This window comes from Xanthocytophaga flava (assembly GCF_030068545.1).
Classification (GTDB): domain Bacteria; phylum Bacteroidota; class Bacteroidia; order Cytophagales; family 172606-1; genus Xanthocytophaga; species Xanthocytophaga flava.
The window spans coordinates 131,574-144,852 of record NZ_JASJOR010000003.1 but is presented as its reverse complement, the minus strand read 5'-3'; the positions used below and the strand labels follow the sequence as shown (position 1 = coordinate 144,852).

Genomic DNA, 13,279 nt, shown 5'->3' with positions numbered 1-13,279 from the left:
CTTAAGCCTGAAGCTACCAACACAACACTAAACGATAGAGGGCTATAACGCTCAGGTTCAGGCTGATGCTAAGGCTAAGTTGGTATTTTTATGTCTTAAGAGACTTTTCCTTTGTGAAGATAGGAGAAGATTTTATCTGCTGTAAGCTGACTTTTCTGTACTTCTACCTCATTACAAACCTTAAGAGCCTCAATAACGGCAGTCAACAATACACTACGACGACGTAGCAGTTCGGCACGCTGACGATGCGACCATTCACCAGAAAATTTCTGAAAAGTAAACTCTCCCAGCCGGGTAGGTTTATCACGGGTAGCAGTTACAGGGGTATAGTTTTTCAGATCCAGGTTTTTACTCAGATTCGGATCTTCCAGAATGTATGTCTCCTTTACAGTAGTCATACGGTCACCTTTTAGCAAAGCGCTTTCAAATATATCCCGACCAATATACATTTCTTCTGTTGTGTTTTCCCAGATCTCATCATCATTCCGAACCGGAATATTTTCATATAATTCCTTTAAGGTACCGTTTTCCAGAAAAGACTTCAGACGCAACAATTCCAATGAAGTAAACTCCCCCCACTCCTGCCCTTCTACTACCAATGTTGCTTTGGCAATGCCATACGCATTAGTTAGTTCCTGACTGAACAATGCATCCAGGTATTCTTTAGAATTATCTACCAGCCAATCCAACTTCTCAGTCACAGTTGTCACTACCAGTTCGTTCTTACGTTCGTTAGGTAAATCTACCGTGTCTGGTAATGCCTGATACGTTTTACGTTCTCCTCTAAACTCGCCCTGTTTAGTTTTAAAAAATTTCACATAATCTTCGATCAACTTTCTAAAAATAGATTGCAGATGGTCTGTTTTAGCTAATAAAACATTCAGTTTCGTTGTCGATTTGTCTTTTGTACTCATAGTCTTACAAATAAAAAATAAATATACTGTTTCAAAGCTACAAAAAGATTGATTTTAGCCCAGCGTTATTCTCAGGAATTTATTATACTTAAATGGAGTTGTATAGATAATCCTCATAGCAGCTTAACTTTTACTATACTATGCTATGAGATTACGCCTATGAAAACGTTGGATAAACTCTCACAAAAATCGTTAGCTCTCCGCTATAAACTTGTACAACTGGATTTACAAATTAATCGCCTTCAAGGTCGTGTAAAAGAATTGGAAGACGAAGAACACTTCTGCCTGGCAGATCTGGACTTTCTGAAAATATACATTAAACAGTTGGAACAACTGATTACAGAAAATCCAGACCCTGAACATATGTATGATCGACCTATACAGAAACAAATTGCTCAGGCCCGAAATAAATGGAATCGTACCAAAATAAAACTGGCAGAAATACAGAAACGTCAGCAAAATACACCAGGAATGAAATTACTTGCTAAACAATTTCTCAGAGATCAGATACAAATACAGCTAGACCAGATAGAGGCACTAATCCAGCAAATGGAGAAGAAACAGCGCTCTCTATAGCTTTCTTATACAAACAGTTTACTAGTGATGTTCCTAAAAAAGCAAGGAGGCAGTTATTACTGCCTCCTTGCTTTTTTGCTTTCAGATACTGATCTATTACTTAAATACCTTCTCTTTCACCTCTGGCATATCATTTGAAAACTTAATCCTGTTTATTAGGCAATACAGACTCATTTCCTATGCGATACCACGCATATCCATATCCAGGCATAGTCAGTTGATACAAGCCTTTTTCATTTGCTTCATTCTTTTTTTTACTGATTAAATCGAAAAGCATATCTCCTCCTGCATCTTTTGCCTTTAGCTCTACTTTTTGTGTTTCTTCATCAAGATTATGGATTAGTACAAGTCCACTTCCATTCCATTCATACTGCATAACCAATACATTCGGAGAGCCAGAATCCAGAATCTTCCAATCTCCCTGTCTAATCTGCGGATTTGATTTTCGAAGATGTATTAATTGTCGGACCCAGTTTAGCATAGAGGATGGATCTTTTTCCTGCGATTTGACATTGACATGAGAGTACCCATATTCTCCTTGGGAAATTACAGGCCGTACCGTTTTGGATGCAGTTGAAAAACCTGCATTGGGTGCATTAATCCATTGCATAGGAGTTCGTACAGACTCCCTTTCCTTCAATGTCAGATCATCTCCCATACCAATCTCTTCACCATAACGTATTACAGGTGTGCTGGGAAGAGAAAATAGAAGGCTGTATGCCAAAGCTAATCGTTTTTGATTATGAAGCATAGGCGCTATACGTCTACGAATACCCCTGTCATACAATTGCATATTCTTATCAGGCCCAAATTCTTTATACACCTTTTCCCGTTGATTGTTACTCAAACGAGCCAGATCCACCTCATCATGATTACGCAGAAACTGTGCCCACTGTACCGGTTGTGGAATATCCTTTGTAGCCTCTAGTGCCTTTGTAAGTGATTTTATTTCTCCGCTAGCCAATGCATAAAACAGATGTTGATTGACATAAAAATTGAACATCATATTCATAGCCTGTCCTTTATCTCCAAAGTAGTTCATATTTTCTTTTGGCTCTATATTCGCTTCTCCCAATATTACACCATCCGGACGTACTTCCTTCACCCAATTTCGCATCTGAACCAGTTTGTCGTACTCATGCTCAAAATTTTCACCTTTCGTCTGAGGAACTTCAATATAAAACGGAACAGCATCTAACCGGAACCCTGCAACACCTTTTTTGAGCCAATATTTTATAATTTTTTCTACTTCTGCCACTACTTCAGGATTCTGAGCATTGAGATCTGGTTCAAAATTATAGAACCGATGCAGATAATATTCGTTTGTGAGAGAATCCAATGTCCATATTTCTTTTTGTACACCAGGAAATACCATTCCCTTATTTTGATTGGCAGGTTGTTTTGACTTCCAGACATACCAGTCACGATAAGGAGAATCTTTGCTTTTACGGGAGGCCTTAAACCAGGAATACTCATCAGATGTATGATTAATGACCAGATCCATCAGTATCCGTATATCCCGCTTTTTAGCTTCTGAAATAAATTCTGAAAAATCATTGAATGTACCAAACCGTTTATCAATACCATAGAAATCAGAAATATCGTATCCATCATCCTTATTGGGAGTAGGCTGAAAAGGAGCCAGCCAGATAGCGTCAATATCTAGTGATTTTAGATAATCTAACTTTTGCGTCAAGCCTCTAAAATCCCCTATCCCATCACCATCCGAATCATAGAATACTTCGACATCCAATGTATAAATCACACTGTTCTTATACCATGTTTTTGTAGTGGAGTCTGCACGGCTCAGACTAGAATTTTTATGTAAAACAGATGTTGGCCTGGTTACCCTAACTGAGAGAGTAGATGTCTGAGGCTCTGAAAAAAATAGTTGCAGTAAAACCAAAGGCAGAACCAGCCAGCCAAGGCGAAAAGGAATGTTTTGCATGGTCAAAGTAGCAATAATGAATACACTGAATAAGTATAGTTAAAATAGTATAGAGGTATAAAAAACAAGAAGTAATCCGTTCCAGGATTACTTCTTGTTCCCTACAGGGTCCATCACATGGTTTACATTAATTTTCACCTTATTACCTGTTTCAGCAGCTTCAAAGATGGATTGCAGAATACCTACATCACGCATCCCCATTTCACCTGGAACACGAGTGGGTTTATTGCTGATAATACAATTGGCAAAGTCATCCATCTGAAGGGTTTGCTGAGGCACATTAGGCAAGTCCATTTTACCACTACTTGTCTTTCCTTCAATTCCCTTATACTCATAGGCAGGATCGAGCTCCAACCATCCCTTAGTACCTTCTGCACGCAGTTTATTGAACTTTTCATTAAAGCTAACTTTGCAATCAGCAGTACTACCATCTGCAAACTGAAACTGGAAGTTCATTCCTTCTTCAATCAACTTAAACTTCTCTACATCTGTTTTAGGATGGTATTTAGCAATCACTGATACTGGAATCTCTCCTTTGGTATAAATAGCAGCCTGAGTACAATATACGCCCAAATCCCGTACTGGCCCGCCACCTCCTACTCCACGACCTAACCGCCATGGACTTTCTTCACTTTGAACTTGCCCATCATCACAGATAATCTTTTTGATATCACCTATGATTTTATTCTGTCCAATCTGCATGACATTCTGATGATGTGGTTCAAAATGCAGACGATATCCAATGGATAATTTCCGATCAGCTTTTTTGCAGGCATCAATCATAGCCTGACATTCCTGTACAGTCATAGCCATAGGCTTCTCACAGATTATATGCTTACCTGCCTTTGCAGCCCGGATCACATATTCTTCATGCATAGGATTAGGCAAAACGATGTAGACAATATCTATATCCGGATTATCCGCAATTCGGTCAAAAGTCTGGTAGTTATATACATTTTTGTCTGGCACATTGTATTTCTTCTTCCACTTATTAGCCTTTTCAGGAGTACCTGTCACAATGCCAGCCAGTTTGCAGAGTTTTGTTTTTTCCAACGCTGGTCCCAACTCACCTTCACTATATTTTCCCAACCCTACCAGTGCAACACCCAGTTTTTTGCCTGATTGTAAGGCATCTGTTATGGCATCTGCCGGACCTGGAATTGCACCTGTATCAAATAAATCGGAACCGCCTGCCATTGCTGAAAGATAAGGCAGCATCATAGCACCAGACCAGAAACCAAAAGAAAGATTTTTCAAGAATCTCCGACGATTGTACATAGACATTTCATTCTGAAGAGATAGCTGATTGATATTTTTCATACCGAAAAAAAATTTAGGCTTGTATTGGTGAAAAAAATAAAGAATGATGGCCTCAGAATATGCTTCTGATTATCAGACACACTTGCTTGTATAGAGGAAAACGGTACTGAAAGCACTTTGTACTTTAGTTTGTATCTGGTAGAATAGATAAAAAATCATTCCAAATATGCTTTCAATGGATTATATAAAAATATACAGATAAAATATTGCCTGTGATGTAGAAATCAAGACTTTGTATGTAGAGAAGACAGGACAAAAGAAGGTTTCAGAGGAATTTTGTACAGTGTCTCAGATTTATTTTGACCATACACTACATCATGCATTGTATAGACTACCACATATCTCACCTATATCAAAGGTATAATTCTTTAGTAGATACACCTTTTATTCATTTAAACATCCTTACTCCTATGCAATTACAAACCATTGCCCAACTAGACCAACTGATTGGTGAAACCTATCAGGAATGTATTGAGGCTTGTTCTACCTGCGCCCTGGCATGTGATGCATGCAGCAGTGCATGTCTTAGAGAACAAAATTTGGAAATGCTACGAGAATGCATTGAACTGAATCAGGACTGCTCCCGTATTTGTTCTCTTGCAGCAGATTACATGACCCGAAATCGCCCATGGACTGATCAGGTTTGTTTGCTGTGTGCTGATATTTGTCGGGCATGTGCTGAAGAATGTGAAAAACATGCATCCATGCACGAACATTGCAGACAATGTGCGCAGGCTTGTCGCCAATGTGAAGAAGCTTGTCGGCAGATGTTTACTGCTTAAAAACAATAATTATATACGACAGAGGTTTTTGGGGACTACTAGTCTTTGAAAGACCTCTGTTATATCGTCAAAAATACATATTTCTCCATTTTCACCAGTTGCTTTTACTATTTCTTTGATCTCTCCTACAGATCATGTACATTCCATTGCATAATCACAAACCATTTCATACAAACAACTCATCATGAACAAATATACCTATCTTATTATAGGTGGCGGTATTACCGCTGATTCAGCCGTTCAGGGAATCAGAGAACTTGATACTACAGGAAGTATAGGTATACTCACCATAGAGACTCACTCTCCCTATGATAGGCCTCCATTAACCAAAGCGCTATGGAAAGGAGAGGATGAGAAAAAAATATGGCGACATACAGAAAATTATCAGGTTTCTATCCATTATTCAGTTCAGGCAACAAAGATTGATCGTGCGAACCGGATTGTTACAGACCAGCTAGGCACACAGTATAGTTATGAAAAACTACTGTTTGCTACAGGTGGTACGCCACGCCATCTGTCAGGAGGATCAGACGAAATATTATACTATCGTAATTACAATGATTACCATACCTTAAAATCACTGGCAGAATCAAAAACAAACTTTATCGTCATTGGAGGAGGATTTATAGCCTGGGAAATTACTGCGGCCCTCGCTTTAAATAACAAAAAAGTTACCATGCTTTTTCCCTCTGCAGGTATTGGTGCGAATCTTTATCCAGCCAATCTATCTCAGTTCCTGAACAGCTATTATGCAGAGAAAGGGGTTACTGTACTCACTCATCAATCAGTTACCTCCGTTACCAAAGAAGGAGACACTTTGGTAGTTCAGACTCAGAAAGGACAAAAGTTGACAGCAGATGTTGTTATAGCTGGCCTGGGTATTGAACCCAATACATCGATGGCTCAGGAAGCAGGACTTACTGTCAACAACGGAATCGCTGTAGACCCTAACCTTCGTACAGAAGATGAATCTATCTATGCAGCAGGTGATGTAGCTAATTTCTATAGCCCTGCCTTGAAAAGAAATGTACGCTTTGAACATGAAGACAATGCCAATGCCACAGGTAAACTGGCAGGCAGAAATATGGCTGGAGCAAGTGAAACCTATGACTATCTGCCGTTTTTCTATTCTGACCTGTTTGATCTTGGCTATGAAGCGATTGGTGATGTCAACAGTTCATTGGACATTGTGGAAGACTGGGTAGAAGAATTTCAGCAGGGAGTAATTTATTATCTGAAAGAAGATCTAGTAAAAGGAGTTTTGTTATGGAATGTATGGGGTCAGGTAGAGGCAGCTCGTGAATTAGTTGTATCTCAACAGAAGATAGATCCCATTACCCTACGAGGAAAGATTCGCTAAAACTCACATCTATAATCAACATTCACGTTAAACTATTCGTTTATCAGATTTCCGATAGTTTTCATTCCCTATCAGAAATCTAATAATTCGTATAGCCTATCAAAATTCTGATAGTTGGAAGTGCTCATCAGAATTTCGATTATAATCCACGATAATCGAAATTCTGATAAAACTCTATACACGTCTACACATGTGATGCTATAAATATCACTCTGTAGCTAATCAGAACTCAGATTAGTTACAGGTACCCTACTTTCTTCCCGGATACAGTAAGAACGATTCTATAGAGAGGCAGATAGATTCCACTCTATATGCAACTTATTTACTTGTTTCTATTGTTGATGGCAATATAAAACGCGCAAACAACCCTAAAATAAGTCAGTAGCATTCTCATGGCTGAAATAAAAGAAGAAAGGCGGCTCGGACTTCTCCAGGCGACTGCTATCAATATGACCGATATGGTAGGCATAGGACCATTCATTACATTACCTATGGTAATCCATATCCTGAATGGCCCCTACTTTTTATATGCATGGCTGGCAGGAGCTGCGCTATCCATGGTAGATGCAATGATCTGGAGTGAATTGGGAACAGCTTTTCCCAAAGCAGGGGGCTCCTATAACTTCCTGAAAGAGACGTATGGAAAAAACGGAATGGGTCGGTTAATGAGCTTCCTGTTTGTTTGGCAAACCATGATTCAAGCTCCACTGGTAATCGCCTCTGCCGCTATCGGTTTCGCTGGTTATTTTTCTTATTTAGTCCCTCTGACGACACTTCAATCCAAACTGATTAGTGGAAGCGTAGTCATATGTATTGTCATCCTACTCTTTCGCAAAATTGAAGCAATCGGCAAAATAAGTGTTTTGCTTTGGGGAGCCGTACTCTTTACCATGCTCTGGATTATCGGAGGCGGAATCACACATGGGAACTTTCTGGCACCGGTCAAACACATCAATGATGGGCTTACATTCAATATGACTTTTGTGGCAGCATTAGGCTTTGCCTCTGTCAAAAGTGTATACAGTTATCTGGGTTATTACAACATATGCCATCTGGGAGGAGAAATTATCAATCCATCCAGAAACATTCCCAGAAGTATGTTTCTTTCCATTGCTGGTATTGCCTTGTTATACCTGTTGATGAATATTAGTGTAGCCAGTGTAATTCCCTGGCAAGTAGCCAAAGACAGTGAATTTGTTATCAGTTTGTTTATGCAACAGCTGGCAGGTCCCAAGGCAGCTACAGTAATTACCTGCCTTATTTTACTGGTATCATTTGCCTCTGTTTTCTCAGCTACATTAGGTTATAGCCGTATTCCGTATGCAGCGGCAGCCGATGGAGCATTTTTTAAGGTTTTTGCCCGGTTACATCCTACAGGGCATTTTCCATATGTATCGTTACTAGTATTAGGAACTATTGCATTTGTATTCAGCCTTCTTTTTAAACTAAGTGACGTAATCAGCGCCATACTGTCTATGCGTATACTAATACAATTTATAGGTCAGGCGGTAGGGTTGTATCTACTTAGAAAACAGAAACAGACAATATTCCCATACAAGATGCCTTTCTTCCCACTTCCTATTGTGCTGGCAATTATTATGTGGATAGGAATTTTGATATCTACAGGATTTAAAATGGTAGCAGGAGGTCTTACAGCTATAATAATAGGTATAATAGTATATTTTATCAAAGCCCGACTCAACCAGGAATGGCCGTTTGTGCCTTCCTCTCTGTTAGAACCAATCAGAAGCAAAGTTTCTTCGGAACAATAAATTAAAAAATCTGAGAATGTGAAACTATAGCAGGATGATATATTTTACATCATCCTGCTATAGTTTTTCTGTACACATAGTTCTATGTATTTTTTATCATTGACCTGAATTTCGCTCAGAGAGAATTTTTGCGGTGAACTCCAGGCAAAAACTGTTTTAATCCAGAGACATCACAAACCAACTCTCCAAACAACCCATACATATAGTTTAGCTCAAGCAACCATATGAGCAAAACTATATGCATAGTCCTTTTATATTAACGTTCAGTTTGAAAGCCCTACCTCTTACAGACAAAACAACAAACACAAATCAAATTCCAGGAAATATCCTGAAGCATACGTAGAAATATCTTTCTTTTTGCTGGAGACTTTTTGGATTCTTCCTTCTCTTACCTATTTTTAATCACCAGATTTCATTCAATTCTTTCTTCTTATGATCCAAAAAATAATTCTCCTGAGTGTAGTTCTCCTACAGAGTCTTACAGGTATAGCTCAGGATGTTTCAAACTCTGTCTGGCATGTACAGGCAAAGAACATAGACCCTAATAACTACTATGGTGTTACGGTTGCCAATGGTATGATTGGTATTGTTTCGTCTGCCGAGCCACTCAAAGTAAAAGACATTGTATTGAATGGTGCCTTTGATACATATGGACGAGGTCGGGTATCAAACATCATGAAGACATTTGATTTCGCCAATATGGATATGGATGTAGATGGTCAGCGTCTGGACCGGAAACGCATTCAGAATTATGCTCAGACACTGGATATGCAACATGCATCCCTAACTACAACATTTGATCACGCCGATAAAATTTCTGTTAAACAAACTATTTCTGCACTGAGGCATTTACCTCATACTGCTTTGATGGAAGTGGAGATTACAGCTAAAAAAGATGTATCAGTCACTCCTCACAGCGTTTTATCTGCACCGGACATGCTTCGGGATGTCAAAAACTTCTACCACCTTATCGATCGTCCACATTCTCTGATTCCACTAATTACCTCTGTAGCCAAAAGTCCTACAGGTAAAAATACAGTAGCAGCATCCAACAGTTTTATCTTTGAAGAAGAACGCGGCAAAGAACCTGCACTTATTCATGAAGAATGGGATTACGGATTACATCGACTTAAGTTTACCATTCAGCTAAAAGCAGGGCAAATCTATCGCTTTGCAGTAGTTGGTTCTACCACATCCAGTGAACATGTAGCAGATCCACACAACGAAGCCGAACGACTCACGATCTTTGCAGCGCTGGAACGTACCGAACGTCTTAAAAAACGACATACAGAGGCATGGAACAAACTTTGGGAAAGTGATATAGTGATTGAAGGAGATGCCAATGTACAACGGGATGTACATTTTGCATTGTATCATCTTTACTCTTTTGCTCGTGAAGGCACAGCCTATAGCCTCTCTCCTATGGGTTTGTCCGGACTAGGATACAATGGACATGTATTCTGGGATACCGAACTCTGGATGTATCCACCTCTGCTGGTACTACATCCTGAAATTGCCAAATCTCTTCTGGAGTATCGTTTCCAACGACTTGAAGAAGCGAAAAATAATGCATTCAGTCACGGGTATGAAGGTGCTATGTTTCCCTGGGAATCGGATAATGAAGGACAGGAATCTACTCCCGTATGGGCACTTACTGGCCCTTTCCAACACCATATTACAGGAGATATAGGATTTGCATTCTGGAAATACTATCAGGTTACAAAAGATAAAATATGGTTAAGAGATCGTGGATATCCTTTACTAAAAGAGGTTGCTGACTTCTGGGCAAGCCGTGCAGAGAAAGGAAATGATGGAAAATACCACATCATTAATGTAGTCTGTGCCGATGAATACGCTGAGAATGTAGATGACAATGCATTCACCAACGGTATGGCGAAAGAAGTGCTGGGTTATGCAGCAGAGGCAGCCAGAGAGCTGGGTGTGACACCCAATCCCAAATGGACAGAAGTAGCAACAGGCTTGATTATTCCCAAACTGGACAATGGGGTAACCCGTGAACATGCGACCTATAATGGAGAAACAATCAAACAGGCAGATGTAAACTTACTGGCCTACCCTCTCAAAGTAGTTACCGATATAACTCAACTCAAAAAAGATCTGGATTATTATGAGACTCGTATGGATAAAAATGGTCCTGCAATGAGCTTTGCTATTTTATGTCTGCTCAATGCGCGCTTAGGAAATACAGAAAAAGCCTATCAATTGTTTAGCCAAACTTATAAACCCAATGAAGTACCTCCCTTTGGAGTAATTGCTGAGACTGCGGGCGGCACTAATCCTTATTTTGCCACAGGTGCAGGAGGGTTCCTTCAGACACTTCTTAATGGATTTGGAGGACTGGATATCACCAAAGCGGGTATCATTCAACTGAAAACCAAAATACCTTCCCAATGGAAATCACTAACACTCAAAGGTGTTGGTATTGAAAAGAGGACATTTGTAGTACGATAAGAAGGCACCTATGCAGAAAGGCTGTTTTGAAAAATTACAACAGCCTTTCTAAATGGCATTAGTTAAAACCCATTACCAAGCGGAGAATAAGGTTTAAGCTTAACGGATAGTGGATCATAGTTAAAATCCTGTATACAAACTAACCCATATACTGTTTCACCAGGCTTTATCTCACGATTGATCAGACTATATTTACCTAACTCCTCCAAAAACCGCTTATTAGCATTGCCCGCAACTACCATATTCCGAATCACAAGGCCTGGACCGATTGCATAACCAATAGGAAAGCTATTGGTGACAGTTGAATTACCATATTGATCTGTAGAGTAAAAATATAGTCGAAGTAATGTTAAGGGTGCATACAACAGATAGATAGCACTCTTTTGTTTGAGTTGTTTATACGCAAAAAGAGGGTCTAGAGGCTTAATCTCCTGACCTCCAGCATATAGCTTAAGATTTTTATTAAAAGTAACAAACTGATCTGAATGGTTGGTTATCTTTATGGCAACAACCTTTACCCCTTTTTTCTCTTCCTTTCTGGCATATTTTCCATTTCTTGCTATACGTAAAGCCCTGTATTGATATGAGAAAGTAATAGTACTATCCTCAACTGTTTTAATATAACTTACAGAAGGAGGTTTAATAGGCTTATACGATGAGGCACAACTGGTAAACAGAATAGCTAAAACTGCAATTAGAGAATAGTGTAGATTTTTTTTCATGTAAAGACGGTTTTGTGAAAACTACTGCAAAAAAACTACTTCATTTCCATATTCACAAATAACCGAGTAACATCCTTTTATTTACTTATTTATTTTTCCTATACCTAATCTAGATATCAAAAAGAATACTTTTCCTAACTGTACCATTACTACAGTTCATTCAATACAATATTAGGTGTACTGTAGTCGTCTACCTGCATTATCTTAACCACATTAAATTTTCATTTCATCTCCTATGCGAATCATCAGAAGAATACTCAGGGTTATCTTTCTTCTGTGTGCTATTTTAGGTATTACAGTGTTTCTATTTATGCGACAAAAAACATTTGGCAGAAATCCGGAAGGAAAACGACTTGAACAAATCAAAAAATCACCTAACTACAAAGAGGGAATCTTTCAGAATCTATCACCGACAGAGGTTACACTCAAAAATGCATCCATGACCAAGATGCTGAAGGACTATTTCAACAAGCCCAAAGACACAGCCCCCTCTACTCTGATTCCGTCAGTCAAAACAGATCTACATACACTATCTGATGACAAACCTACGATTGTCTGGTTTGGACACTCTTCCTATTTGATTCAATATCGGGGCACTCGTATTTTGGTAGATCCGGTATTTAGTGGGTATGCATCTCCGGTATCCTATTTTGGAAAATCATTTCCAGGCTCAGATATTTATACTGTTTCTGATTTTGGAAACATTGATATGTTAATTATCACCCATGATCACTATGATCACATGGATTATAAAACCATAACTCAGTTTGCGCCAAAAGTAAAATCATTTTATACAGCACTGGGTGTAGGCTCTCATCTGGAATTCTGGGGAATTCCTGTTAACAAAATCGTTGAGTTTGACTGGTGGGATCATCAGAAAATTTCAGATAGCATTCACCTTACAGCCACCCCAGCCCGGCATTTTTCCGGACGAGGACTGGTTCGAAATAAAACATTGTGGACATCTTTTGTATTGCAGCTTTATGATAAGACCATTTATATAGGTGGTGATTCAGGCTATGATACACATTTCAAAGCCATCGGCGATAAGTATGGTCCGTTTGATATGGTTATGCTGGAGTCAGGACAATATGGATCAGACTGGCCTTATATACATATGTTTCCGGAAGAAACTGTGAAAGCAGCACAGGATCTGAAAGCCAAAACATTATTACCTGTGCATTGGGGAAAATTTGTACTTGCAAATCATGCCTGGAATGAACCTATCCAACGAGTAGTGCAAAAAGCAAAAGAAGAAAATATGCCACTGGCAACTCCTAAAATTGGTGAGCCTATTTATTTGGGAGAAGCGTATCCAAATCAAATGTGGTGGCAATTTTAATATGCTACTCAATAAAGTACGACAACCTCTAAAAGGTGCCGCAGGTATATAGAAGCCTTTTGCTAAAGAAT

10 protein-coding genes are annotated in these 13,279 nt (G+C 39.1%); 6 read left to right on the top strand and 4 right to left on the bottom strand.

Features of this window, described 5'->3' with window-relative positions:
• Positions 1 to 95: 95 nt before the first annotated feature.
• Complete coding sequence (locus tag QNI15_RS06000; protein ID WP_313976619.1) at positions 96 to 914, bottom strand: DUF7873 family protein; 819 nt, start codon at positions 912 to 914, stop codon at positions 96 to 98.
• Between the two features lie 159 nt (positions 915 to 1,073).
• Between QNI15_RS06000 and QNI15_RS05995 the strand changes: the two genes are divergently transcribed.
• A complete protein-coding gene (locus QNI15_RS05995; RefSeq protein ID WP_314031020.1) occupies positions 1,074 to 1,490 on the top strand; it encodes a hypothetical protein in 417 nt (138 codons plus the stop codon).
• A 142-nt stretch (positions 1,491 to 1,632) separates the two neighbouring features.
• On the opposite strand, the gene QNI15_RS05990 is transcribed toward QNI15_RS05995, so the two are convergent.
• A complete protein-coding gene (locus tag QNI15_RS05990) occupies positions 1,633 to 3,438 on the bottom strand; it encodes an alpha-amylase family protein (protein WP_314031019.1) in 1,806 nt (601 codons plus the stop codon).
• A gap of 87 nt (positions 3,439 to 3,525) precedes the next feature.
• Positions 3,526 to 4,758 (bottom strand): Gfo/Idh/MocA family protein, encoded by a 1,233-nt coding sequence (locus QNI15_RS05985; protein ID WP_314031018.1) that lies wholly within the window; start codon positions 4,756 to 4,758, stop codon positions 3,526 to 3,528.
• A gap of 410 nt (positions 4,759 to 5,168) precedes the next feature.
• On the opposite strand from QNI15_RS05985, the gene QNI15_RS05980 reads away from it, so the two are divergent.
• From QNI15_RS05980 to QNI15_RS05965, 4 genes are all read left to right on the top strand, one after another.
• Positions 5,169 to 5,540 (top strand): four-helix bundle copper-binding protein, encoded by a 372-nt coding sequence (locus QNI15_RS05980; protein ID WP_313998423.1) that lies wholly within the window; start codon positions 5,169 to 5,171, stop codon positions 5,538 to 5,540.
• A 184-nt stretch (positions 5,541 to 5,724) separates the two neighbouring features.
• Positions 5,725 to 6,900, top strand: a complete 1,176-nt coding sequence (locus QNI15_RS05975; RefSeq protein WP_313998419.1) for an NAD(P)/FAD-dependent oxidoreductase — start codon at positions 5,725 to 5,727, stop codon at positions 6,898 to 6,900.
• A 392-nt stretch (positions 6,901 to 7,292) separates the two neighbouring features.
• Complete coding sequence (locus QNI15_RS05970; RefSeq protein ID WP_313998417.1) at positions 7,293 to 8,672, top strand: APC family permease; 1,380 nt, start codon at positions 7,293 to 7,295, stop codon at positions 8,670 to 8,672.
• Between the two features lie 432 nt (positions 8,673 to 9,104).
• Entirely contained in the window at positions 9,105 to 11,144 is a 2,040-nt protein-coding gene (locus tag QNI15_RS05965; RefSeq protein WP_314031017.1) for a glycoside hydrolase family 65 protein, read from the top strand.
• 62 nt (positions 11,145 to 11,206) lie between these two features.
• Here QNI15_RS05965 and QNI15_RS05960 read toward each other — a convergent pair whose 3' ends face one another.
• Complete coding sequence (locus tag QNI15_RS05960; RefSeq protein ID WP_313998413.1) at positions 11,207 to 11,866, bottom strand: hypothetical protein; 660 nt, start codon at positions 11,864 to 11,866, stop codon at positions 11,207 to 11,209.
• Between the two features lie 310 nt (positions 11,867 to 12,176).
• Between QNI15_RS05960 and QNI15_RS05955 the strand changes: the two genes are divergently transcribed.
• Positions 12,177 to 13,208, top strand: a complete 1,032-nt coding sequence (locus tag QNI15_RS05955) for an MBL fold metallo-hydrolase (protein WP_313998411.1) — start codon at positions 12,177 to 12,179, stop codon at positions 13,206 to 13,208.
• Positions 13,209 to 13,279 lie beyond the last annotated feature (71 nt).